We start from the raw sequence: 24,485 nt of genomic DNA, 5'->3' as shown, positions 1-24,485 counted from the left end.
GGCCCGATATGCAGCGGAAATTACTTCACCGTCACCAGCCGCGCCGCCACAATCTGGTGCCCGGCCTGCACATCCGTATTGTCGATGCGCTGCATGATCCTGTCCGCCAGGGTGTAGCCCATCTCCCGCGCAGGAGTTGTAGCCCAGACGATCGGCAGGTCGTCGAGGGCATTTTCACCGACGTCGGCGAACGCCCCGAGCGCCACCTGGTGGCCAAAGAAGGTTTCCACCCCGCCCTCGCCGCCTTGACGCCCGGCGCGGATCAGGCCAAACCAGGCGCCCATGGCAATCACATCGTTGTAGCAAATCACGGCGCTGATCGTCGGACTGCTTCGCAGCAGCGCGCCTATCGCTTCCGCCGCTTTCTTCTGGCTGGATTCACACTCCACGACCCATTCGCTGTGGAACGGCAGACCGTATTTAATCAGCGTCGCGCAGTAGCCGCCTACCCGCTCGGCGCGTGTCAGGGACGAGCTTTTACCGCCCAGCCAGGCAATGCGCTGATGCCCGCGACGAATAAGATGCTCGGTCAGCATTTGCGCGGCCTGCATGTTATCCGGGCGCAGCGTATCGGCCTCGTCCAGGTAGCTGGCGCGCGAAGCAAACACCAGCGGCACGCCTTTCGCGGCGGCGCGCTCGCACAGTTCACTGCCCACGCCCGACGCCCCGGCGACGATCACTCCGTCCACCCCCTGGTTCAGCAGCATATCGAGCCGGGAGAGAAGCTGATCGGCCTCGCGACCGCCGTGCAGCAGAAAGACCATTCGTCCCTGCGCTTCAAGCGCTTCGGTTAGCCCGGCGGTCAGCTCCGCATAGAAAGGTGACGTCAGGTCGCGAACAATGAGGCCAATCACCCCGCTTTGCCCGCCGCGCAGCGCCGATGCCTGTCGGTTACGCACAAAGCCCAGCTGTTCAACCGCCTCGTTCACCCGCTGACCGGTCGCAGAAGAGATGCGCCCTTTCCCGCTTAGCACCAGAGAAACGGTGCTGACGGAGACGCCCGCCGCCAGCGCGACATCGTTGATGGTGATTTTTTTCGCTACAGCCATGTGTCGGCGTGACTCCCTAAAATGAGATCGGTAAAACGTTTTATCAATACGTTATCTTTATACTACCAGTCAAAGCCTGAGAATGTGATTTAGCGCGCACTAAACTTTGATAAAACGTTTTATCTTCTCGCAGCATTGAAGCAGACAAACTGATTTTAACAATAAAGGAGTCGTTTTATGACGGCGAAAGCAGCACAAAAAATATCGCTGTGGGAATTTTTCCAGCAACTGGGTAAAACCTTTATGCTGCCCGTGGCACTCCTCTCGTTCTGCGGGATCATGCTCGGGATCGGCAGTTCGCTAAGCAGTAAAGACGTCATCACGCTGATCCCGTTCCTCGGTACCCCGGTGCTGCAGGCGATCTTCATCTGGATGAGTAAAGTCGGCTCCTTTGCGTTTAGCTTCCTGCCCGTCATGTTCTGTATTGCTATCCCGCTGGGTCTGGCCCGTGAAAACAAAGGCGTCGCGGCGTTTGCCGGTTTTGTGGGTTACGCGGTGATGAACCTGGCGGTTAACTTCTGGCTGACAGCGAAAGGCATTCTGCCAACCACCGACGCTGCCGTGCTGAAAGCCAACAACATTCAGAGCGTGATTGGCATCCAGTCTATTGATACCGGGATCCTCGGTGCAGTGATCGCGGGTGTGATTATCTGGATGCTGCACGAGCGCTTCCACAATATCCGCCTGCCGGATGCCCTGGCCTTCTTCGGCGGTACCCGCTTCGTGCCGATTATCACCCTGGTGGTGATGGGCCTGTTTGGTTTGATCATTCCGCTGATCTGGCCGGTCTTTGCGATGGGGATCAACGGCATTGGCCGCATCATCAACGGCGCGGGAGATTTTGGTCCGATGATCTTCGGCACCGGCGAGCGTCTGCTCCTGCCGTTTGGCCTGCAGCATATCCTGGTGGCCCTGATTCGCTTCACCGAAGCGGGCGGTACGATGGAGGTGTGCGGTCACGACGTGAGCGGTGCGCTGACCATCTTCCAGGCGCAGCTGAGCTGCCCGACCACCCACGGCTTCTCCGAAAGCGCCACCCGCTTCCTGTCTCAGGGTAAAATGCCTGCCTTCCTCGGCGGCCTGCCGGGTGCCGCGCTGGCGATGTACCACTGCGCGCGCCCGGAAAACCGTCATAAAATTAAAGGCCTGCTGATTTCCGGCGTCATTGCCTGCGTCGTGGGCGGTACCACCGAGCCAATCGAATTCCTGTTCCTGTTCGTCGCACCGGTGCTGTACCTCATCCACGCGGTGCTGACCGGTCTGGGCTTTACCGTGATGGCGGTGCTGGGCGTGACCATCGGCAACACCGACGGCAACGTGATCGACTTCGTTGTGTTCGGGATCCTGCACGGCCTGTCCACCAAGTGGTATCTGGTGCCGGTCGTGGCGGCTATCTGGTTTGCGGTGTATTACGGCATCTTCCGCTTCGCCATCACCCGCTTTAACCTGAAAACGCCTGGCCGCGATGTTGATACGGCGAGCAGCGTTGAACAGGCGGTTGCCGGGACCGTGGGCAAATCCGGCTATAACACCCCGGCCATTCTGGCGGCGCTGGGCGGTGCGGATAACATCACCTCTCTGGACAACTGTATTACCCGCCTGCGTCTGTCGGTGGCGGATATGTCAAAAGTGGATACCAACGCCCTGAAAGCCAACCGGGCCATCGGCGTGGTACAGTTAAATCAGCACAATTTGCAGGTGGTTATCGGCCCGCAGGTGCAGTCGGTGAAGGATGAGCTGGCTACCCTGATGCGAACAGTAGAAGCCTGATGCCTCAGCCCCCTCTCATGAGGGGGTTTTACTTTAAGGATTAACGTCATGTTTGATTTTTCTACCGTCGTGGATCGACACGGCACCTGGTGTACGCAGTGGGACTACGTCGCCGACCGCTTTGGCGCGGCCGACCTGCTGCCCTTCACCATCTCGGATATGGATTTCGCCACCGCACCCTGCATTACCGACGCGCTGCATCAGCGCATCAATCACGGCGTGTTGGGCTACAGCCGCTGGAAGAACGATGAGTTTCTCGCCGCCGTCGCGCACTGGTTCCAGCAGCGCTTTAACAGCCAGATTGAGACCGAATCGATCGTTTATGGCCCTTCCGTCATATATATGGTCTCTGAGTTGATTCGTCTCTGGTCAAACCCCGGCGACGGCGTGGTGGTACACACCCCGGCATACGATGCGTTTTACAAAGCCATTGAAGGCAATGCGCGTCATGTGGTGCCCGTCGAGATGGAAAAGCATGCCGCTGGCTGGCAGGGAAATATGGCTGCGCTGGAAGCGGCCCTCGCGAAACCTGAAAACAAAATTTTGCTGCTGTGCAGCCCGCAAAACCCGACCGGCAAGGTCTGGACGCGGGAGGAGCTGACGCAGATGGCTGAACTGTGCGCACGCTATGACGTGGCGGTTATCAGCGATGAAATACACATGGATATGGTGTGGGGAGAGCATCGTCACACGCCGTGGAACGCGGTGGCGCGCGGCAAATGGGCGCTTCTCACCTCTGGGTCGAAAAGTTTTAATATTCCGGCGCTGACGGGCGCTTACGGCCTGATTGGCGATGAAGAGAGCCGTAACGGTTATCTCAGCGCGCTAAAAGGCCGGGACGGCCTCTCTTCCCCTTCCGTGCTGGCGCTGACGGCGCATATCGCCGCCTATCAGCAGGGAGCGCCGTGGCTGGATGCCCTGCGGGGTTATCTGGAAGAGAATTTGTTGTATATCGCGCAGGAAGTAAACAGCGCTTTTCCGAAACTGAACTGGCAGCCGCCGGAAGCGACCTATCTGGCCTGGATTGACCTGCGCCCGCTGAATATTGACGACCGGACGCTGCAAAAAGTGCTGATCGAGCAGCAAAAGGTCGCCATCATGCCGGGATATACCTACGGCAAAGAGGGAAATGGCTTTGTTCGCCTGAATGCGGGCTGCCCGCGCAGCAAGCTGGAACAAGGCGTTCAACGCCTCATTGCCGGGATTAACGCACTCCTGTAATCAATTTGCGCAACGGAATATTCCCTTGCGCAAATAGCTTTTTACCCCGTTTTGTTTTTATAATATGGCGCACTTTAACCAGAAAAGAGTGCGACCATGATTGATACACGCCTGCCTTTAACTGATATTCATCGTCACCTTGACGGTAACATTCGTGCCCAAACCATCCTCGATCTTGGCCGCCAGTTCAATTTAACGCTCCCAGCGCAGACGCTTGAGTCGCTGATCCCGCACGTACAGGTGACCTCCAATGAACCGGACCTGGTCAGCTTCCTGAGCAAACTCGACTGGGGCGTGAAGATGCTGGCCTCGCTGGATGCCTGCCGCCGCGTGGCGTTTGAGAACATTGAAGATGCGGCCCGTAACGGCCTGCATTACGTCGAGCTGCGCTTCTCGCCGGGCTACATGGCGATGACCCACAGCCTGCCCGTTGCAGGCGTGGTGGAAGCCGTCATTGAAGGCGTCCGCGAAGGGTGTAAAACCTTCGACGTTCAGGCCCGTCTGATTGGCATTATGAGCCGTACGTTCGGCGAAGCCGCCTGCCTGCAGGAGCTGGAAGCGCTGCTGGCCCATCGCGATGCCATCACCGCCGTCGACCTCGCCGGCGACGAGCTGGGCTTCCCGGGCAGTCTGTTCCTCTCCCACTTCAACCGCGCGCGCGATGCCGGCTGGCACATTACCGTGCATGCGGGTGAAGCGGCTGGCCCGGAAAGCATCTGGCAGGCCATCCGCGAGCTGGGCGCCGAGCGTATCGGTCACGGCGTGAAGGCGGTAGAAGATCGCGCCCTGATGGATTTCCTGGCGGAGCAGCGTATCGGGATTGAGTCGTGCCTGACGTCTAACATTCAGACCAGCACCGTGGCAACGCTGGCGCATCATCCGCTGAAAACGTTCCTCGAGCACGGCGTGCTGGCCTCGCTGAACACCGACGACCCGGCGGTTCAGGGCGTGGATATCATCCACGAGTACAACATCGCCGCACCGCAGGCGGGTCTGAGCCGCGAGCAGATCCGTCAGGCGCAGATCAACGGGCTGGAAATTGCCTTCCTGACGCCTGAAGAGAAACAGGCGCTGAAAGATAAAGTGGCTCGCGGTTAACACCGTTGCCGGGTGGCGCTGACGCTTACCCGGCCTACAAAACGTTTAAACTTATGCCAGACAGAGCGTGGCGCGATGTTTGGCAGATTCGATGCCCAGCTCAATCAGCTCCATAATCTGAATCGCCTGGCTGGCCGGAACCGGATTCTCTCCCGTGCCGTTCAGCGCATCGCGGATGGCCGCATAGTAGGCCGGATAGTTCCCCGGGATCGTCAGCAGGGTCTCCTCAACCAGCTCCTCACCTTCCACCCGCGTTACCACGCCGTCGCGCATGTCATAGCCCCAGTCTTCCTGCGGCAAACGTTCACCGCTTTTCAGTCGGTCCTCCTGCGGATCGAGACCAAACTTCACGTAGCTCCCGCGCGTACCGTGAATGATATAGCGGGCCGATTCTGCGGCCGCGACCATCGTGCCGTGCAGCACAATCCGCCGCTGCGGGTAGCTGAGCACCGCGTGGAAGTAATCGGTTGTCTGCGCTCCGGGCCTGAGCTGGGCCAGATCGACCGTCATGCTCACCGGCAGACCAAAAAGATTGACGGCCTGATCCAGCAGATGCGGGGCTAAATCGTACCAGATACCGCTGCCCGGACCGGCCTGCTCGCGCCAGCGGTTTCTTACCTGCGGGCGGAAGCGGTCAAAGTGCGATTCAAAAAAGAGGATCTCCCCTAGCGTGCCCTCGCTGAGAAGCCTTTTTACCGTCAGAAAGTCGCTGTCCCAGCGGCGGTTGTGGAATACCGACAGCAGCCTGCCCAGGCTCTTTGCCAGCGCATCCAGCTCGCGAGCCTGAGACAGCGTGACGGTAAAGGGCTTATCGACAACCACGTGCTTACCGGCTTCCAGCGCGGCCTTTGCCAGCGGAAAGTGGGTGTCGTTCGGCGTGGGGATGACGATTAAATCAATATTCGGATCGTTGAAAAGGTGTTTAGGTTCAGAGATAACCGGCACGGAGGGCCAGTCGGCGTGGACTTTAGCGGCATCGCTGCTGGATACCGCCGCCAGCGCCATCCCCGGCGTACCGGCTATCAGAGGCGCATGAAACGTTTTGCTCGCGTACCCGTAGCCGATAAGCCCGACGCGGATATTATCACTCATAGTGCCATCCTCTTTTATGACGTTCTTATTTCACACTGGCTAACCTGGCATGACCACAGATTAATAATGTGCCATATGACTTAAAATAGCAGGTTGTACGGGTTGTTTTTGTTACATAGTATTAACCTACTGATTTTGTTTAAGGGAACCGTTCCCAAAGCCCTTGCCGTCGGGGAAACGTCGCTGTAACATTTGCGCCCTGTATTTATGGATAAAGTACAATTACGAATCATGACGTCAATTATTAATCGAATCATTGAATTAGCGGGATGGATTGTCCTTGGGGTTTCGGTCATTTTGCTGGGCGTTGCCAGCCATATCGATAACTACCAGCCGCCGGAGCCTGTCACACTCGCCCAACCTAAGTAACCGGTTACTGCAATAAAGAGTGACATAATATGTCAGTTACTTATTGCCAGCCCTGGTGAACACGGTTAACCTTCTCTTCCAGGCATCGTCTGATGCCTGAATTTCAGCAAAGAAAACTCCTAATTTCGTCGCGTTACCTGAGTGGGCTGTTTACGTCTTTATTAATCCGTTTATTATTCGAACGAATTACCTTAACTGGTATTACTCACTTTTATATGGAAACTTATTAATATGACAGTTCAGGACTATTTATTAAAATTTCGCAAGATCAATTCGCTTGAGAGCCTGGAAAAACTGTTTGACCATCTGAACTACACCCTGTCGGATAATCAGGACATCATTAATATGTATCGCGCCGCTGACCATCGCCGTGCGGAGCTGGTTTCCGGTGGTCGTTTGTTCAACGTCGGTGAAGTGCCTAAGTCCGTATGGCGTTACGTTTTATAAGAAAGTAGCCATCCGCGCGAAATGTTATATACTCTCCGCCCTGCAAACTGGCTGTACAACATTTCGCGCAGATTATGGGAGAGTTCATGACCGCAACGCCTGGAGAACGCATTGGAGGCTGGTTAATCGCCCCACTGGCATGGCTGCTGGTTGCCTTATTAAGCGCATCGCTTGCGCTGCTGCTGTATACCACCGCACTGGTTACCCCTCACGCCATCCAGACCCTGATGTCGCAAAGCGTGCTGAATATTGCGATGTGGTTTGTGTCGTTCGTTTTCGCGATTGGAATGTGGTACTACACGCTGTGGCTGACCATTGCCTTCTTTAAGCGCCGCAAGAGTGTGCCGAAGCACTATATCATCTGGCTGCTGATTTCGGTCCTGCTGGCGGTGAAGGCCTTTGCTTTTTCGCCCGTTTCAGACGCTCTGGCCGTTCGTCAGCTGCTTTTCCCACTGCTGGCCGCGGCGCTGCTGGTGCCCTATTTCAAGCGTTCGACGCGGGTGAAAAACACCTTCGTGAACCCGTAATAACCCTACAGATAACCTGTTGTCGCCTGCGTTGGTTTGTCCGATAATAGGCGGCTTTTTTATTTCAGGCTAAATAATGACCGATTACTTACTGCTCTTTGTCGGCACCGTGCTGGTTAACAACTTCGTTCTGGTGAAGTTCCTTGGCCTGTGTCCGTTTATGGGCGTTTCCAAAAAGCTGGAAACGGCAATGGGTATGGGGCTGGCGACGACCTTCGTGATGACGTTGGCGTCCATCTGCGCGTGGTGGATCGATACCTGGATCCTCATCCCGCTGGGGTTGACCTATCTTCGTACGCTGGCCTTTATTCTGGTTATCGCGGTGGTGGTGCAATTTACCGAAATGGTGGTGCGCAAAACCAGCCCGGCGCTTTATCGCCTGCTGGGTATCTTCCTGCCGCTGATCACCACCAACTGCGCCGTTCTCGGCGTCGCGCTGCTGAACATCAACCTTGGCCATAACTTTATGCAGTCGGCGCTGTATGGTTTTTCTGCGGCAGTCGGTTTCTCCCTGGTAATGGTGCTGTTCGCCTCCATTCGCGAGCGCCTGGCAGCAGCGGATATTCCTGCGCCCTTCCGCGGTAACGCGATTGCGCTGGTGACCGCAGGTTTAATGTCTCTGGCCTTTATGGGCTTTAGTGGTCTGGTGAAGTTGTAATGAATGCTATCTGGATTGCCATCGCCTCTATCAGCGTTCTGGGGTTGGTGTTTGGCCTTATCCTGGGTTACGCCTCCCGCCGTTTCGCGGTAGAGGACGATCCTGTTGTTGAGAAAATTGATGAGCTTCTGCCGCAAAGCCAGTGCGGGCAGTGTGGCTATCCCGGCTGCCGCCCCTATGCCGAAGCGGTAGGGATTCAGGGTGAAAAAATTAACCGCTGCGCCCCCGGCGGCGAAGCGGTGATGCTGAAAATCGCGACCCTGCTTAACGTTGATCCGCAGCCCGTTGACGGCGATGCGGACGTGCAGGAGCCGGTCCGTGCCCTGGCCGTGATCGACGAAGCCAACTGCATCGGCTGCACCAAATGTATTCAGGCCTGCCCGGTTGACGCCATTGTCGGCGCCACCCGCGCTATGCACACCGTCGTGGCGGACCTCTGCACCGGCTGTAACCTCTGCGTGGCCCCCTGCCCGACGCAATGTATCGAGCTGCGCCCGGTTGAAACGACTACCGAAAGCTGGAAATGGGATCTTCAAACCATTCCGGTTCGCAATATTCCTGTGGAACAACATGCTTAAGTTATTTTCTGCTTTCAGAAAAGAGAAGATCTGGGACTTTGATGGCGGTATTCATCCACCGGAAATGAAAACCCAGTCCAACGGCACGCCGCTGCGTCAAATTCCGCTGGCGACGCGTTACGTTATGCCGCTCAAGCAGCATATTGGCGCTGAGGGTGAGCTGTGCGTGAAAGAAGGCGATACGGTGCTTCGCGGCCAGCCGCTGACCTTTGGTCGTGGACGCATGCTGCCTGTGCACGCGCCAACCTCGGGTAAGGTGGTCGCCATCGCCCCGCATACGGTGGCGCATCCGTCCGCGCTCTCAGAATTGAGCGTTATTATTGAAGCCGACGGCGAAGACCGCTGGATTGACCGTGACGGCTGGAGCGATTACCGCGCCCACAGCCGCGAAGCGCTTATCGAGCGAATTCATCAGTTCGGCGTCGCCGGGCTGGGTGGCGCGGGCTTCCCGACCGGCGTCAAGCTGCGCGGCGGTGGCGATAACATTCAGACGTTGATTATCAACGCCGCCGAGTGCGAACCGTATATCACCGCTGACGATCGTCTGATGCAGGACTGTGCCGCCCAGGTGGTGGAAGGCATCCGCATTCTTGCGCACATTCTGCAGCCGCGGGAAGTGCTGATTGGTATCGAAGACAATAAACCGCAGGCTATTTCCATGCTGCGCGCGGTGCTGGCGGGCAGTCACGATATTAGCCTGCGCGTTATCCCGACCAAGTACCCTTCTGGCGGCGCAAAACAGCTGACGCAAATTCTCACCGGCAAGCAGGTTCCGCACGGCGGACGCTCTTCGGATATCGGCGTGCTGATGCAAAACGTCGGCACCGCGTATGCCGTGAAGCGCGCGGTGATTGACGGTGAACCGTTAACCGAGCGCGTGGTGACGCTGACCGGGGAATCGATTTCTCGTCCGGGCAACGTCTGGGCGCGTCTGGGTACGCCGGTGCGCCATCTGCTGGAACAGGCTGAGTTTTGCCCGGGCAGCGACCAGATGGTGATCATGGGCGGCCCGCTGATGGGCTTTACCCTGCCGTGGCTGGACGTTCCGGTAGTGAAAATCACCAACTGTCTGCTCGCGCCTTCCCCGACCGAGATGGGCGAAGAGCAGGAAGAGAAAGGCTGCATCCGCTGCAGCGCCTGCGCCGATGCCTGCCCGGCGGATCTGCTCCCGCAGCAGCTGTACTGGTACAGCAAAGGCCAGCTGCACGACAAGGCAAAAGCCCACAACCTGGCCGACTGCATCGAATGCGGTGCCTGCGCCTGGGTCTGCCCAAGCAACATCCCGCTGGTGCAGTATTTCCGCCAGGAGAAGGCTGAGATTTATGCCATCTCCATGGAAGAAAAACGCGCTGCGGAAGCCAAAGCGCGCTTCGAAGCGCGCCAGGCGCGACTGGAACGCGAAAAAATCGCCCGTCAGGAACGCCATAAGCAGGCCGCCGTTCAGCCTGCCGAAAAAGATCAGGATGCCATTAACGCCGCGCTGGCGCGCGTTCGTGAGAAAAAAGCGACCGCGGCTCAGCCTGTGGTGATCCCGGCAGGTGAGAAACCTGATAACAGCGAAGCCATCGCCGCGCGTGAGGCACGTAAGGCCGCAGCGCGCGCCCGTCAGGCTGAAAAAGCGCAAACGGTCCAGGCAGAGGCTGAAGTCGACCCGCGTAAAGCCGCCGTTGAAGCGGCAATAGCCCGGGCCAAAGCCCGCAAAGCCGGTGAGCAAAGCGTGGTCGTCGAGCAGGATGCGGTAGACCCGCGTAAAGCGGCCGTTGAAGCGGCGATTGCCCGCGCCAAAGCGCGCAAAGCAGCTCAGCAGGCCCCTGCGGCAGAACCCGAAGCACCGGTCGACCCGCGCAAAGCCGCCGTCGAAGCGGCCATTGCTCGCGCCAAAGCCCGTAAGGCGGCGCAGCAGGAAGAGCAACCGCAGGCCGCCAACGATGACCCGCGCAAGGCCGCCGTCGCCGCCGCCATTGCGCGCGTTCAGGCGAAGAAAGCCGCACAGCAAGCAGTTAACGAGGATTAAATGGTTTTCAGAATCGCAAGCTCCCCTTACACCCACAATCAGCGCCAGACATCGCGCATCATGATGCTGGTCTGCCTGGCGGCGCTGCCGGGCATTGCCGTTCAGTGCTGGTTTTTCGGCTGGGGAACCCTGTTCCAGATAATCCTGGGCTGTGCCAGCGCCTTAGCGGCGGAAGCCCTTGTGCTTAAGCTGCGCAAGGCGGCTGTCTCCCGCATTCTTGCCGACAACTCCGCGCTGCTGACCGGCCTGCTGCTGGCCATCAGTATCCCGCCGTTCGCCCCATGGTGGATGGTGGTTCTCGGAACCGTTTTCGCCGTGATCATTGCCAAACAGCTGTATGGCGGGCTCGGTCATAACCCGTTTAACCCGGCGATGATTGGCTACGTGGTGCTGCTGATCTCCTTCCCGGTACAGATGACCAGCTGGCTGCCTCCGCACGAGATTGCCGCCACGGTTCCGGGCTTTATGGATGCCCTGCACGTTATCTTTACCGGCCAGACGGCGCTCGGCGCTGATATGAACGCGCTGCGCATGGGCGTGGACGGCATTAGCCAGGCGACGCCTCTCGATACCTTTAAAACGTCCCTGCACGCCGGGCACAGCGTTGAGCAGATCATGAAATCCGCGATCTACAGCGGCGTGCTGGCGGGTGCAGGCTGGCAGTGGGTCAACCTTGCGTATCTGCTGGGCGGCCTGTTCCTGCTGCAGCAGAAAGCCATTCGCTGGCATATTCCGGTCAGCTTCCTCGTGACGCTGGCGGTTTGCGCGACGCTGGGATGGGTCTTCTCTCCTGAATCCCTGGCCAGCCCGCAGATGCATTTGCTCTCCGGTGCGACCATGTTAGGTGCCTTCTTTATCCTGACGGATCCGGTTACGGCGTCAACGACTAACCGCGGCCGCCTGATCTTCGGCGCGCTGGCGGGCCTGCTGGTATGGCTCATCCGCAGCTTTGGCGGTTACCCGGACGGCGTGGCATTTGCCGTCCTGCTCGCCAACATTACCGTTCCGCTCATCGACTACTACACGCGTCCGCGCGTGTACGGCCATCGCTAAGGGTTTCGCCATGTTAAAAACGATGCAAAAACACGGCGTCACGCTGGCCGTCTTCGCCGCGGTCCTGACGGGGCTGACGGCACTGGTTAATGCGTTGACCAAAACGACCATCGAAGAGCAGGCCTCTAAGCAGCAAAAGGCGCTCTTCGATCAGGTGATCCCGTCAGATTTCTACGATAATGACCTGCAAAAAAGCTGCTTTGTGGTAGACGCGCCGCAGCTTGGGAAAGGCGCGCACCGTGTCTTTATCGCCCGCAAAGGGGATAAACCGGTAGGCGCAGTGATGGAAGCGACGGCGCCCGACGGCTATTCCGGCGCCATTCAACTGCTTGTCGGCAGCGATTTCACCGGCACGATACTGGGCACCCGCGTGACGGAACACCATGAGACGCCGGGTCTTGGCGATAAAATTGAAACCCGGCTGAGCGACTGGATTTTGCACTTCGCCGGTAAAGTTATCCATGGCGAAGGTGACACCGCGTTTGCGGTGAAGAAAGACGGCGGCGAGTTCGACCAGTTCACCGGCGCGACCATCACGCCGCGCGCCGTGGTGAACGCCGTAAAACGAGCCGGGCTGTATGCTGAAACGCTGCCCGCGCAAATCAACAATCTTCCGGCCTGTGGAGAGTAATCATGAGCCAGGTTAAAGAGGTTATTGTCCAGGGGTTGTGGAAGAACAACTCCGCGCTGGTACAGCTTCTGGGGATGTGCCCACTGCTGGCGGTAACGTCCACCGCCACCAACGCGCTCGGTCTGGGTCTGGCAACAACGCTGGTGCTGACCCTGACCAACCTCTCCATCTCCGCCCTGCGCCGCTGGACGCCGTCGGAAATTCGTATTCCGATTTACGTCATGATCATTGCGTCAGTGGTCAGTATCGTCCAGATGGTGATTAACGCCTACGCGTTCGGCCTGTACCAGTCGCTCGGGATCTTTATTCCCCTTATCGTCACCAACTGTATCGTCGTCGGGCGGGCGGAAGCCTTCGCGGTGAAAAACAGCCCCGCCATGTCGGCGCTGGATGGGTTTTCCATTGGCATGGGCGCCACGTGCGCCATGTTCGTGCTGGGCTCGCTGCGCGAGATCCTCGGTAACGGTACGCTGTTTGACGGCGCCGATGCGCTGCTCGGCGGCTGGGCCAAAGCGCTGCGCGTTGAAGTGTTCCACACCGATACGCCATTCCTGCTGGCGATGCTGCCGCCTGGCGCGTTTATTGGCCTTGGCATGATGCTGGCGATAAAATACCTGATTGATGAGAAACGTAAGCGCCGCGCGGCTGAGCGTAGCGTTCTGGAAGGGACACCCGAGAAGGCTTCATGAATAAAGAAAAGCGCATTGCGATCCTGACCCGTCTGCGGGACGAGAACCCGCACCCGACGACGGAGCTGAATTTTACCTCCCCGTTTGAGCTGCTGATCGCCGTGTTGCTCTCCGCGCAGGCTACCGATGTGAGCGTCAATAAAGCCACTGCCCTGCTCTATCCGGTCGCCAATACGCCGAAAGCCATGCTGGAGCTGGGCGTGGAAGGCGTGAAGTCCTATATCAAAACCATCGGCCTGTTTAACAGTAAAGCAGAGAACGTCATTAAGACCTGCCGGATCCTGCTGGAACAGCACGGAGGCGAAGTGCCGGAGGACCGCGCCGCGCTGGAGGCCTTACCGGGCGTGGGGCGTAAGACCGCGAACGTGGTGCTTAATACCGCGTTTGGCTGGCCCACTATCGCCGTGGATACGCATATCTTTCGCGTGTCTAACCGGACTAACTTTGCGCCGGGGAAAAACGTCGAGCAGGTCGAAGAGAAGCTGCTGAAAGTGGTTCCGGCAGAATTTAAGGTTGATTGCCACCACTGGCTGATTCTGCACGGCCGTTATACCTGTATTGCCCGCAAGCCTCGCTGCGGCTCCTGCATTATTGAAGATCTCTGCGAATACAAAGATAAAGTGTATTCCTGATCGCCCTAACCCACACCAAAAGAAGGGCTATCGAACGTTCTTCTTTTGGCCGTTATTTGTCCGTCTTTCGCTTCCTCCAACCTGTCACTTGTTCGGCTGTTTAACGCTCAAACAGGTTAATACTTTTTTCATAGCCAAAAATTTCTATATATCTGTGATCGCGATCACCCTGATAACTTCATGTTGAATTTTTGTTGTCAAAATCGGCCTAAACCCTTTGTCTGACAAGATACTCACCTCTCCTTACCGAAGATAAGACCAGCTATTTTTCAGAATATGGGCTATATCACTGCATGAAGCGGCAAATAGCAGAACATATCGCCAAAAGCCGGTCGGGGAGGGTTATTGCCAGTCGAAAAAACTACCTTTGCTCATGGTATGAAATTTAACGCTGAATAACATTTATATGAACCGACGATTATACCACTCCAGATATATGTAACAGATTATTACAAACGTATTGCCAGATGGGGCAGGATAGTGAACATTACCCGCCGTTTCTCCTCCCAATATAACTATAAGGCGTATGGGCTACGGCCATCACGCTATGAACACCCCCGTTAATATGGGATGTAAAAAAAGAGGTATATGTGTCTACTGCAAACAATAAACCAACAGATGAAAGCGTGAGTCTTAACGCTTTTAAACAGCCTAAAGCGTTCTATCTCATCTTCTCTATCGAGTTATGGGAGCGTTTTGGTTATTACGGCCTGCAAGGGATCATGGCGGTTTACCTGGTAAAACAGCTGGGTATGTCCGAAGCCGATTCCATCACGCTGTTCTCTTCCTTCAGTGCTCTGGTGTACGGTCTGGTCGCTATTGGCGGCTGGCTGGGTGATAAAGTCCTCGGGACTAAACGTGTCATCATGCTGGGCGCCATTGTCCTGGCAATTGGCTATGGTCTGGTTGCATGGTCAGGGCATGATGCCGCTGTCGTGTATATGGGTATGGCGACGATTGCCGTCGGTAACGGTCTGTTCAAAGCAAACCCGTCCTCCCTGCTTTCGACCTGCTACAACAAAGACGATCCGCGCCTGGACGGTGCATTTACCATGTACTACATGTCCATCAACATCGGTTCGTTCTTCTCAATGCTGGCAACCCCATGGCTCGCGGCGAAATTCGGCTGGAGCGTGGCGTTTGCGCTGAGCTTCGTGGGCATGCTGATTACCGTGGTGAACTTCCTGTTCTGCCGCAGCTGGGTTAAAGACTACGGTTCAAAACCTGACTTCGAGCCTGTGCATATGGGCAAACTGCTGGCGACCATCGTGGGCGTTGTTGTCCTCGCGGCAATCGCCACCTGGCTGCTGCACAACCAGGGTATCGCACGTGCCGTTCTGGGCGTGGTTGCGCTGGGTATCGTGGTCATCTTTGCGAAAGAAGCCTTCGCCATGCAGGGCGCTGCACGTCGTAAGATGATTGTTGCGTTCATCCTGATGCTGGAAGCGATTATCTTCTTCGTGCTGTACAGCCAGATGCCAACTTCCCTGAACTTCTTCGCTATCCGTAACGTTGAACATTCAATCCTCGGTATCGCGTTCGAACCTGAGCAGTTCCAGGCTCTGAACCCGTTCTGGATCATGATTGGTTCCCCGATTCTGGCCGCTATCTATAACAAGATGGGCGACCGTCTGCCAATGCCGCACAAGTTCGCCGTGGGCATGGTGCTGTGTTCTTGCGCCTTCCTGGTGCTGCCGCTGGGTACCAAATTTGCCACCGACGCCGGTATCGTGTCCGTTAACTGGCTGATCCTGAGCTACGCGCTGCAGTCTATCGGCGAACTGATGATCTCCGGCCTGGGCCTGGCGATGGTTGCACAGCTGGTGCCGCAGCGTCTGATGGGCTTCATTATGGGTAGCTGGTTCCTGACCACTGCCGGTGCGGCAATCATTGCAGGTAAGATTGCTAACCTGATGGCGGTTCCGGAAAACGTGACTGACCCACTGCTTTCCCTGAACGTGTACGGCACCGTGTTCATGCAGATTGGTATCGCGACTGCGGTTATTGCCGTTCTGATGCTGCTGACCGCACCGAAGCTGAACCGTATGACTCAGGACGACGACAAGACCGCTAAAGCGACCAACACCGCTACCGCGTGATTTCCGTGAGAAACGACTGACCAGAAGCCGCTAATGCATTAGCGGCTTTTTTTTTATCCGTTTGCGCACTAACATAGCTGGAACCTCAGCAAAAAGGAGTTACCGATGAAACTGTTCTACAAACCGGGCGCGTGCTCTCTTGCTTCCCATATCACCCTGCGCGAGAGCGGCAAAGATTTTACGCTGGATGGCGTTGATCTGATGAAAAAACGTCTGGAAAACGGTGATGATTTTCTTGCCATCAACCCGAAAGGACAAGTTCCGGCGCTCCTGCTGGATGACGGTACCCTGCTGACCGAAGGCGTGGCGATTATGCAGTTCCTGGCCGATAGCGTACCCGATCGCCATCTGCTGGCGCCGGTCAGTACCATTTCTCGCTATAAAACGCTGGAATGGCTGAACTACATTGCGACCGAGCTGCACAAAGGGTTTACGCCGCTGTTCCGCCCGGATACGCCAGAGGAGTTCAAACCGACCCTGCGCGCGCTTCTTGAGAAAAAGCTGCAGTACGTTAACGCATCGCTGAAAGACGATCAGTGGATTGCGGGTTCGCGCTTCACGATTGCCGATGCGTACCTGTTCACCGTGCTGCGCTGGGCGCGCGCGGTTAAGCTGAACCTGGAAGGGTTAGACCATATTGCATCGTATATGAAACGCGTGGCAGAGCGCCCTGCCGTGGCTGCGGCGCTGAAAGCGGAAGGTCTTAGCTAATATCGCCCGGCGGCGCTTCGCTTGCACGGGCCAACGGGTTTTGTAGGCCGGGTAAGCGCAGCGCCACCCGGCATCGTTTAAAGCTGGGTGGCGCTGAAATAGTGTTCCGGCTTCGCGATACGATCCTGTGCCGCGACCACCTGCAGTTCATATTCCTGCATCTCTTTCGTCGCAATCATGATTTCGTACACCGCCGCAGTAACATGCTCGAGCGCGTCGCGCATTGTCGCCCCTTGCAGTAATTTCACCAGCAGCAGACCGCTGGTGACATCTCCGACCCCAACCGGCTGGCGCTGGCCAAAATCCACCAGCGGACGGCTGATATGCCAGGCATCCTCTTTCGTCACCAGCAGCATCTCAAAACGGTCCTGGCTCAGCCCTGCGCGCGCAAGGTGTTTTACCAGCACAACGTCAGGCCCCAGCGCGATAAGCTCGCGGGACGCGCTTACGGCCTCTTCTACGCTGTTAACCGGACGCTCGCAGAGAATTTCGAGTTCGACCAGGTTTGGCGCAATGATATCGCTGGCGGGCAGCGCGTGGCGGACGTGAAACTCTGCGACGCCAGGCGCCACGATGCAGCCTTTCTCCGGATGGCCCATGACGGGGTCGCAGAAGTATTTTGCCGACGGGTTTGCGGCTTTCACCTGGCGCACGATGCCGAGGATATGCTCCCCCTGCTCCGCTGAGCCGAGGTAACCGCTCAGCACGGCGTCACAGCGTTTGAGCTGGTCGATATCGGCAATACCCTGCACAACCTCGGTGAGGTGCGAAGGCGGCATCACGCAGCCGGTCCATTTGCCGTACTGCGTGTGGTTAGAGAACTGCACGGTATTAAGGGGCCAGACGTTGACGCCGAGGCGACGCATCGGGAATTCCGCGGCGCTATTGCCAGCGTGTCCAAAAACAACGTGGGACTGAATGGCGAGGATGTTCTTCATTTTTTTCTTACCAAACCCTGAAAAAACAAAAAGGGGCGTGGTTTCCCACGCCCCCTGGAGACTGTTAATTACTTCCAGCAGACAAGGCAGTAGTTCTTCTTGCCGCGACGCAGCAGCGTGTAGCGACCATACAGACGGTCGCCGTCAACGAAGGTGTATTCCGGGTCGGCCTGTTTCTCACCGTTGATGGTGATAGCGTTAGACGCGATGGTTTTACGCGCCTGACCGCGGGAAGGCTGGAGCTCAGAGTCCACCAGCGCCTGCATCAGGTCAGCCCCTTTTTCCATCTCAACCATCGGCACGCCGTCCTGCGCCAGCTGTTCGAAGTCCGCTTCGCTCAGATCGCTCAGGGTACCGTTGAACAGGCTTGCGGTAATGCGTTTTGCCGCGGCCAGACCTTCTTCACCGTGAACCAGTTTGGTCACTTCGTCCGCCAGCACGTACTGAGCGCGCGGCGCTTTACCGCTGTTCTTGTCTTCTTCTTCCAGCGCGTTGATCTCTTCAATGTCCATAAAGGTGAAGAACTTCAGGAAGCGGTAAACATCGGCATCCGCCGTGTTGATCCAGAACTGGTAGAATTTGTACGGGCTGGTTTTCTTCGGATCGAGCCATACCGCGCCGCCTTCGGTTTTACCGAATTTGGTGCCGTCGGCTTTGGTGATCAGCGGAACGGTCAGACCGAAGACCTGATTCTGATGCAGACGACGGGTCAGGTCGATACCGGAGGTGATGTTACCCCACTGATCGGAACCGCCAATCTGCAGGGATACGCCGTGCAGTTTGTTCAGGCAGGCAAAGTCATAACCCTGCAGCAGGTTGTAGGAGAACTCGGTAAAGGAGATACCCTGGTCGTCGCGGTTCAGACGCTGCTTCACGGCCTCTTTGTTAATCATCTGGTTAACAGAGAAGTGCTTGCCGATATCACGCAGGAAGGTCAGCACGTTCATGCCACCAAACCAGTCGTAGTTGTTCGCGGCAATGGCGGCGTTATCACCACAGTTGAAGTCGAGGAACGGTGCAACCTGTTTGCGGATCTTATCCACCCACTCCTGCACGGTATCTTCGGTATTCAGTTTACGCTCAGCGGCTTTAAAGCTTGGGTCACCAATCAGACCGGTCGCACCGCCCACCAGGGCAACAGGCTTATGGCCCGCCATCTGGAAGCGTTTCAGGCATAACAATGGAACAAGATGCCCCAAATGCAAGCTGTCAGCGGTGGGGTCGAAGCCGCAATAGAGCGCGATCGGGCCTTGCGCCAGTCGCTCTGCTAACGCTTCCTCGTCCGTCACCTGGGCCACGAGGCCCCGCTCTTGCAATTGTTTAATCAAGTTACTGCTTGCCATCAAATTCTCCATGTATAAACGACTGCACCTTTGCCGGTACACGACTTTTCGCCTGATGCGAAAGGACCATAGAATAAAGCGCAAGCGCGGTGTGCGCTAGCGCTTAAATCAACAAATTTCGGGGATTACGGTGCCAGTCTGTCGATTTTCCAGCCGCCATTGTCGCGCTGGTATAAAAAGCGGTCATGCAGGCGATGTTCACCGCCCTGCCAGAATTCCATCTGCTCAATCGGGATACGGAAACCGCCCCAGAAGCTTGGCAGGGGAATTTCACCCTGCTGGAACTTCTGTTTCAGCTCCAGGAATTTACTTTCCAGCACGCCGCGGGCAGAAATTCGGCTGGACTGTTTTGAGACCCAGGCGCCAATCTGGCTGTCACGCGGACGGCTGTGGAAATACTTCACCACTTCCAGCGTCGAGAGACGTTCCGCCTTGCCGGTGACCATCACCTGACGTTCCAGCATGTGCCAGGGGAACAGCAGGCTGATACGCGGATTGTTTTCTAAATGGTGCGCTTTGCGGCTGCCGAGGTTGGTATAGAACACCAGACCTTTCTCGTCATAGTGCTTGAGCAAAACGATGCGCTGATACGGTTGACCGTTTTCATCAACCGTCGCGACAACCATCGCCGTTGGATCGGCAAGTTTCGCTTCGCAGGCCTGTTTCAGCCAGCGTTCAAAAAGCACGAGGGGTTCAGCGGGAAGATCCTGGCGACGCAGGCCGCCTTTGGTGTATTCACGGCGCAGATGCGCAATTTGCTGCAGTTCGTCGTTATCTGACATGGCGTTAGCTGACATTGAGAGTGGGTGGCGCTATTGTGCGCCGCCCCTGTAAAAATCTCAACGCTTCGGATTTTCAAGCTGGCAATTGTTCAGCACAATGCGGTCGCGTTTGTAGACCGTGGCGCTGTCGCCTTTCGACCAGAAGACGTAGATACCGTCGGTATAGCGCGCGCCGGAGGCCGACATGCCCTGCTTCAGCGTCAGCAGTTTATTGTCGTAAATAAAGCTGGCCTCCTGGCGTGGGTTATTCAGCTTCACGGTCAGCGGTTTTTCGTCGCAGCGATACTCCAGCGTATCGGTCTGCATGCGGTCAAGGAGCTGGTTATAGACGCTGCATCCTGACAGCAATAAAGGCGCGGCAATAAGAAGAAGTTTTTTCATGGGCGTATTCCGAAGACTTTCCTGGTCCTGGAGGGCATGGCTGCCCTCCTGTTTCGTTCCATTCTAACGACGACACGCCGCGCTGAATTTCAGTTAACTCTGATTATGACGAGGATTTGCCGGGAAAATCGCCCCGAGGACGCTCGCTTCACGTGCACCGGTTACCGACGGCAGGTTGCCCGGCAGTCCGGCAACGGTGCGCCAGGCGAGCCAGGCGAAGGCCAGCGCCTCCATATCATCACCGCTGATGCCGGCCTCATCGGTCGTGCTCACTTCGGTACCCGGCAGTAGCCCCGCAAGACGCGCCATCACCAGCGGGTTGCGGCTTCCTCCACCGCACACCAGCAGCCGCTCACATCCGCCGCTGAGCAGAACCTGTTCGGAAATCGACACGGCCGTCAGCTCGGCAAGCGTCGCCTGGACATCCTGCGGCGCGAGCGCAGGGAATGGCGCCAGCTGACGCTCAAGCCAGCCCAGGTTGAAGTATTCACGCCCCGTGCTCTTAGGGGCAGGCAGGGCAAAATAAGGATCGCTTAGCATCGACTGCAGCAGCGGAAGAATCACTTTCCCACCGCTCGCCCACTCGGCATTTTTATCATACGGTTGACCGCACTGACGCCAGATCCAGGCATCCATTAGCATATTGCCCGGGCCGGTATCGTAGCCGCGGACGGGCTGTCCCGGGATGAGCATCGACAGGTTGGCAATCCCGCCAATGTTGAGCACCATCCGCCGCTCTGTTGGGTGCGCCAATAACGCCTGATGGAACGCGGGTACCAGCGGCGCGCCCTGTCCGCCAAGGGCGATATCGCGACGACGGAAATCGCCTACTACCGTCACGCCCGTCTTCGCCACAATCTGGTTGTTATCGCCGATTTGCAGGGTATGCGGGGCATCTCCGCCGGGCTCATGCCAGACCGTTTGTCCGTGACAGCCGATGGCCACCACATCCTGCGGGCGAAGATGTTCTTTTTGCATCAAAGCCTGCACCGCATCCGCAAACAGCGCCCCAAGACGGACATCAAGCTGTCCAAGCTGGGAAAGGGTCAGCTGCTGCCCCTGACAGATACTCAGAATATCCTCTTTCAGTGAAATGGGGATTGGCCAGGTCAGGCTCGCCTGCTGTGCCACCATGTTTTCGTCAATGGCGGCCAGAACGACATCTACCCCATCCAGACTGGTGCCTGACATCACACCAATGTAGCGACCCGATTTCATGCGCTTTCCTTACGTTGCGTGGGCTAAGGACATCCACTCAACCATAAACGGCGCAGCTTTGCCATCCGGCAATAATATTTTTTAACAATGTCAGACGGGTAACACAGGCGGACCCTGTTTATGTCTCGTTAAGTCAAATTCAAGTACAATTTTCCTATTGTTAATGCAAAGATATGAACTATGGCTTCTTATGCCATATAATTTAGCCATAACGGATGCCCCACTCGGGCGTTTTTGGTGAACAGGAGATTCAAATGATTTTACGTGTACTGGGCGTTTCGCTGATTGGTTTAACTCTGGCTGGCTGTGTGAATGACAGTTCACTTTCTGGCGACGTTTACAGCGCTTCTGAAGCGAAACAGGTTCAGAACGTGACTTACGGTACCGTTGTTAACGCACGTCCTGTACAGATCCAGGGTGGTGATGAAAGCAACGTAATGGGTGCAATCGGCGGTGCCGTTCTGGGTGGTTTCCTCGGTAATACCGTCGGTGGCGGCACGGGTCGCTCGCTGGCAACAGCAGCAGGCGCCGTTGCGGGTGGCGTAGCCGGCCAGGGCGTTCAGGGTGCGATGAACAAAACCCAGGGCGTAGAGCTGGAAATCCGTAAAGACGACGGCAGCACTATCATGGTTGTACAGAAACAAGGCAACACCCGCTTCTCTGCAGGCCAGCGCGTAGTTCTGGCAAGCAACGGACGTCAGGTGACCGTTTCCCCACGTTAATTAAAAATGGATGTGGCCATCGGGCCACATCCATTTACAATATATATCACTCCCACAAATATATTTACAAAATATATTCACCACATCTATTATTTACCATGACATATATTGTTTCCGCGCAAAGTATTTAGCGCGCTAATTGATTAAACTCATCGCAATCCTCTTACCTTCATTCATTATAAAGTCGTTAAAAACGTATATGATTGCGAATCGTCGTTCTCTAAAGAGTCGTTATATCGCGTTCTGCCTCGGTTGCATTGCCGTCATCGGGATATTACAAACGCTCTATTTAAAGGTCGTTGAATGGGTACCGTCCTTTTCACCGCTTTTATTCCCTACGCTCACCATTTTTCTTCTGGTGTTCCACCTGTTTATTGCCTGTTTTATGGTGATGAAATACTGGTGTGACAGAAAACGGCTGTATCTGGTGGCCTTTGCCTTCGCCTTTGCGGGCTCCGCGTTGCTGATGGTCGGAACGCTGTCCAGCTTTCCCGCCTGGCTGGACCTCTACCAGTTCAACGTGGTGAACTACAACGATGCGATGATCTACTATATGTTCCGCCATCTCTTAATGGCGGTGCTCATCATCGTTGCGGCAATACTTTATACCACGCGCAATTACCCCCTTTCACGACTGGCGCATATCGCGATTGTAAGCGGCGAGTTTCTCTTTACGGCCTGTGCGGTGGGATTGGCCTGGATCTATTCCAGTCATTCACCACTCTTATCAATTGACCTGGTTGATAATGAAACCCGTCAGTTTATGGTTCTCTGGAGCCAGTTCATTAATATTTCATTAATTGCCCTGTGGGTGGTGACATTAGCAACGCTGATGTTTATTACGCGCGTACGCAATTTATTCTGGGTGGGCGGTAATTTTTTGTGCGTCTGCTATATCGTCACGCTCTCAATGCTGCTGGTGGGTGGACATGCCGAAGGTATCTCCTGGTATCGCGCCCGCTTATTTGAAACTGTCGCCACGCTGCTGATTATTTTTGTTTTGCTCTACGATGTCTTCAGGCTGTATCGCGACTCGCACGTGAAATACCAGCAGTCCTACCAGAACTCGATTCGCGACCCGCTCACGCGCCTGTATAACCGCAGTTATTTTTATGAATCACTAAAGCAGGCTCTGGATATCGCCAAACCCAGCCGCCCTGTTTCCGTCATCGTCAGCGATCTCGATCGCTTCAAGCGTATCAACGACACCTACGGGCATCTTCAGGGCGACAAAGTCCTGCAGTTTGTCGCCAACCTGCTAATGGATTCGGTGCGCCCGCAGGATATCGCGGCCCGTATCGGCGGTGAGGAGTTTGTTCTGATGCTGGCCAACACCTCATCAGACGCGGCGTACCAGGTGGCCGAACGCATACGGTTAAACCTGAGCAGCTTTGATCACAACAGCAGCGGCGGTCAGCTACCGGAGCCGATCACCATCAGCATGGGGGTGTTCACCGCGACGTCACCGACGATAACCGCAGAAGTTTGCGTGGAAAGTGCCGACAAGGCGATGTATGAAGCGAAGGAGACAGGCCGTAACCGTGTGGTCGTCTTTAAGTAAAAAAAAGGCCTTGCTGCTGCAAGGCCTTGTTGTTTGTCAGTCTCGCGACTGCAGCTCATGGATGTTCTGCTCGAGGCGTCCAATGAGGCTGATGAGCATTTCCAGTTCCGCCGGTGAAACGCCTGACAGGATTTCACCGCGCGTCTTGGTGATCACGGCTTCCATTTCCGTGATGATAGGCGCCGCTTTCTCGGTGAGTTTAATCCGTTTCGCACGACGATCGCTGGCGCAGGTTTGCCGCGAGATCAACCCCTTCTCTTCCAGCTGGTCAAGCGTGCGTACCAGCGACGGTTGCTCAATTCCTATCGCTTTTGCCAGTTGAATTTGCGACTGTTCGGGCGGCAGCTGATGGATGTTGTGCAGCGTGACCCAATGCGTCTGTGTGAGTTCCAGAGGTTTCAGGCGATGGTCAATCAGAGCACGCCAGACGCGTACCAACCTTGCCAGATCAGAACCTAATGGCGATTCCAATTTCATCTCCTTATAATTAGCTTGCTAAGTTATTATACTGATTTTAGAATAGTGTGCAGCATTTGTATTGCCAAAACAAATGCAATACTGCATTCATCGAACTTAAAAGTATGACTTACACTGAATTGTGATGCTTCATCATACTAAGACAAGCCAACGCGGCATTCTGTTCACTGCAAAGGATTTCTGCCCGTGACGTTTTTTCATCGCTCAGAGGGTTTACCCCTTCAGGACCTGATCTTCGGTGCGTCAGTCTACTTTCCTCCTCTGTTTAAGGCCGTTCTGGTGGGCTTTATACTCTGGCTCATCGCGCATCGTCTGCTTCGCGACTGGATGTACTCCGGCGAAATCTGGCATCCCATGCTGATGGATCTTTCCCTGTTTGCCCTCTCCGTAAGCCTGGGCCTTGCCGTTTTGACTGCGTGGTGAAT

At 56.1% G+C, this 24,485-nt stretch carries 26 protein-coding genes; 18 read left to right on the top strand and 8 right to left on the bottom strand.

The genetic code is table 11. The features are described from left to right. Positions 1-20: 20 nt before the first annotated feature. Complete coding sequence (locus AC2TE5_RS09850; RefSeq protein WP_484613121.1) at positions 21-1,049, bottom strand: Mal regulon transcriptional regulator MalI; 1,029 nt, start codon at positions 1,047-1,049, stop codon at positions 21-23. Between the two features lie 177 nt (positions 1,050-1,226). On the opposite strand from AC2TE5_RS09850, the gene malX reads away from it, so the two are divergent. From malX to add, 3 genes are all read left to right on the top strand, one after another. Further along, positions 1,227-2,819: a maltose/glucose-specific PTS transporter subunit IIBC gene (gene malX / locus AC2TE5_RS09845; protein ID WP_213328473.1), complete on the top strand. Its 1,593-nt coding sequence runs from the start codon at positions 1,227-1,229 to the stop codon at positions 2,817-2,819. 48 nt (positions 2,820-2,867) lie between these two features. Next, entirely contained in the window at positions 2,868-4,040 is a 1,173-nt protein-coding gene (locus AC2TE5_RS09840) for a MalY/PatB family protein (protein WP_213328474.1), read from the top strand. Between the two features lie 96 nt (positions 4,041-4,136). After that, positions 4,137-5,138, top strand: a complete 1,002-nt coding sequence (gene add / locus AC2TE5_RS09835; RefSeq protein ID WP_033145337.1) for an adenosine deaminase — start codon at positions 4,137-4,139, stop codon at positions 5,136-5,138. 51 nt (positions 5,139-5,189) lie between these two features. On the opposite strand, the gene AC2TE5_RS09830 is transcribed toward add, so the two are convergent. Next, complete coding sequence (locus tag AC2TE5_RS09830; RefSeq protein WP_484613120.1) at positions 5,190-6,230, bottom strand: oxidoreductase; 1,041 nt, start codon at positions 6,228-6,230, stop codon at positions 5,190-5,192. A gap of 243 nt (positions 6,231-6,473) precedes the next feature. Here AC2TE5_RS09830 and blr point away from each other — a divergent pair, with 243 nt between their 5' ends. The 12 genes from blr to gstA all read left to right on the top strand — a co-directional run bounded on the left by blr (position 6,474) and on the right by gstA (position 16,638). Then, positions 6,474-6,599, top strand: a complete 126-nt coding sequence (gene blr, locus AC2TE5_RS09825; RefSeq protein WP_204624059.1) for a division septum protein Blr — start codon at positions 6,474-6,476, stop codon at positions 6,597-6,599. A 231-nt stretch (positions 6,600-6,830) separates the two neighbouring features. Further along, positions 6,831-7,046 carry a transcription modulator YdgT gene (ydgT, locus tag AC2TE5_RS09820; protein ID WP_013096896.1) on the top strand — a complete coding sequence of 72 codons (216 nt, stop codon included), beginning with the start codon at positions 6,831-6,833 and terminating at the stop codon, positions 7,044-7,046. Between the two features lie 86 nt (positions 7,047-7,132). Next, the gene (locus AC2TE5_RS09815; RefSeq protein ID WP_023335458.1) at positions 7,133-7,573 is read left to right on the top strand and encodes a DUF2569 domain-containing protein; all 441 of its coding nucleotides are present in this window, start codon (positions 7,133-7,135) and stop codon (positions 7,571-7,573) included. Positions 7,574-7,649: 76 nt separating this feature from the next. Continuing rightward, positions 7,650-8,231, top strand: a complete 582-nt coding sequence (gene rsxA, locus AC2TE5_RS09810; RefSeq protein WP_008500564.1) for an electron transport complex subunit RsxA — start codon at positions 7,650-7,652, stop codon at positions 8,229-8,231. Beyond that, complete coding sequence (gene rsxB, locus AC2TE5_RS09805; protein ID WP_032657710.1) at positions 8,231-8,809, top strand: electron transport complex subunit RsxB; 579 nt, start codon at positions 8,231-8,233, stop codon at positions 8,807-8,809. Before rsxA ends, rsxB begins: the two co-directional genes overlap by 1 nt. Next, positions 8,802-10,823: an electron transport complex subunit RsxC gene (gene rsxC, locus AC2TE5_RS09800; RefSeq protein WP_484613119.1), complete on the top strand. Its 2,022-nt coding sequence runs from the start codon at positions 8,802-8,804 to the stop codon at positions 10,821-10,823. The genes rsxB and rsxC overlap by 8 nt, the downstream gene beginning before the upstream one ends. Continuing rightward, positions 10,824-11,876 carry an electron transport complex subunit RsxD gene (rsxD, locus tag AC2TE5_RS09795; RefSeq protein ID WP_339277385.1) on the top strand — a complete coding sequence of 351 codons (1,053 nt, stop codon included), beginning with the start codon at positions 10,824-10,826 and terminating at the stop codon, positions 11,874-11,876. A 10-nt stretch (positions 11,877-11,886) separates the two neighbouring features. After that, the gene (gene rsxG, locus AC2TE5_RS09790) at positions 11,887-12,507 is read left to right on the top strand and encodes an electron transport complex subunit RsxG (protein ID WP_063142978.1); all 621 of its coding nucleotides are present in this window, start codon (positions 11,887-11,889) and stop codon (positions 12,505-12,507) included. 2 nt (positions 12,508-12,509) lie between these two features. Further along, a complete protein-coding gene (locus AC2TE5_RS09785) occupies positions 12,510-13,196 on the top strand; it encodes an electron transport complex subunit E (RefSeq protein ID WP_213328476.1) in 687 nt (228 codons plus the stop codon). Then, complete coding sequence (gene nth, locus AC2TE5_RS09780) at positions 13,193-13,828, top strand: endonuclease III (protein WP_213328477.1); 636 nt, start codon at positions 13,193-13,195, stop codon at positions 13,826-13,828. Before AC2TE5_RS09785 ends, nth begins: the two co-directional genes overlap by 4 nt. Positions 13,829-14,418: 590 nt before the next feature. Further along, on the top strand, positions 14,419-15,927 hold the full coding sequence (gene dtpA, locus AC2TE5_RS09775; protein ID WP_484613118.1) for a dipeptide/tripeptide permease DtpA: 1,509 nt from the start codon (positions 14,419-14,421) through the stop codon (positions 15,925-15,927). 105 nt (positions 15,928-16,032) lie between these two features. Then, positions 16,033-16,638: a glutathione transferase GstA gene (gene gstA / locus AC2TE5_RS09770; RefSeq protein WP_063142974.1), complete on the top strand. Its 606-nt coding sequence runs from the start codon at positions 16,033-16,035 to the stop codon at positions 16,636-16,638. A gap of 77 nt (positions 16,639-16,715) precedes the next feature. Here gstA and pdxY read toward each other — a convergent pair whose 3' ends face one another. The 5 genes from pdxY to anmK all read right to left on the bottom strand — a co-directional run bounded on the left by pdxY (position 16,716) and on the right by anmK (position 21,300). After that, complete coding sequence (gene pdxY / locus AC2TE5_RS09765; RefSeq protein ID WP_484613117.1) at positions 16,716-17,576, bottom strand: pyridoxal kinase PdxY; 861 nt, start codon at positions 17,574-17,576, stop codon at positions 16,716-16,718. Between the two features lie 68 nt (positions 17,577-17,644). Continuing rightward, positions 17,645-18,919: a tyrosine--tRNA ligase gene (gene tyrS, locus AC2TE5_RS09760; protein ID WP_121423496.1), complete on the bottom strand. Its 1,275-nt coding sequence runs from the start codon at positions 18,917-18,919 to the stop codon at positions 17,645-17,647. Positions 18,920-19,044: 125 nt separating this feature from the next. Next, the gene (gene pdxH / locus AC2TE5_RS09755; RefSeq protein ID WP_028017303.1) at positions 19,045-19,701 is read right to left on the bottom strand and encodes a pyridoxamine 5'-phosphate oxidase; all 657 of its coding nucleotides are present in this window, start codon (positions 19,699-19,701) and stop codon (positions 19,045-19,047) included. A 57-nt stretch (positions 19,702-19,758) separates the two neighbouring features. After that, positions 19,759-20,082 (bottom strand): C-type lysozyme inhibitor, encoded by a 324-nt coding sequence (mliC, locus tag AC2TE5_RS09750; protein WP_213328480.1) that lies wholly within the window; start codon positions 20,080-20,082, stop codon positions 19,759-19,761. Positions 20,083-20,175: 93 nt separating this feature from the next. Continuing rightward, positions 20,176-21,300, bottom strand: a complete 1,125-nt coding sequence (gene anmK / locus AC2TE5_RS09745) for an anhydro-N-acetylmuramic acid kinase (RefSeq protein WP_484613116.1) — start codon at positions 21,298-21,300, stop codon at positions 20,176-20,178. A 254-nt stretch (positions 21,301-21,554) separates the two neighbouring features. Between anmK and slyB the strand changes: the two genes are divergently transcribed. Beyond that, positions 21,555-22,022 carry an outer membrane lipoprotein SlyB gene (gene slyB / locus AC2TE5_RS09740; protein ID WP_063142969.1) on the top strand — a complete coding sequence of 156 codons (468 nt, stop codon included), beginning with the start codon at positions 21,555-21,557 and terminating at the stop codon, positions 22,020-22,022. A 199-nt stretch (positions 22,023-22,221) separates the two neighbouring features. After that, positions 22,222-23,583 (top strand): MASE4 domain-containing protein, encoded by a 1,362-nt coding sequence (locus AC2TE5_RS09735; protein WP_484613115.1) that lies wholly within the window; start codon positions 22,222-22,224, stop codon positions 23,581-23,583. 36 nt (positions 23,584-23,619) lie between these two features. Here AC2TE5_RS09735 and slyA read toward each other — a convergent pair whose 3' ends face one another. Further along, entirely contained in the window at positions 23,620-24,060 is a 441-nt protein-coding gene (slyA, locus tag AC2TE5_RS09730) for a transcriptional regulator SlyA (protein ID WP_033145325.1), read from the bottom strand. 186 nt (positions 24,061-24,246) lie between these two features. Between slyA and AC2TE5_RS09725 the strand changes: the two genes are divergently transcribed. Next, positions 24,247-24,483 (top strand): DUF1656 domain-containing protein, encoded by a 237-nt coding sequence (locus tag AC2TE5_RS09725; RefSeq protein WP_023335444.1) that lies wholly within the window; start codon positions 24,247-24,249, stop codon positions 24,481-24,483. The last annotated feature ends 2 nt before the right edge of the window (positions 24,484-24,485 follow it).

This window comes from Enterobacter sp. N5-15 (genome assembly GCF_057221635.1).
This window is presented reverse-complemented; position numbering and strand designations above follow the sequence as displayed.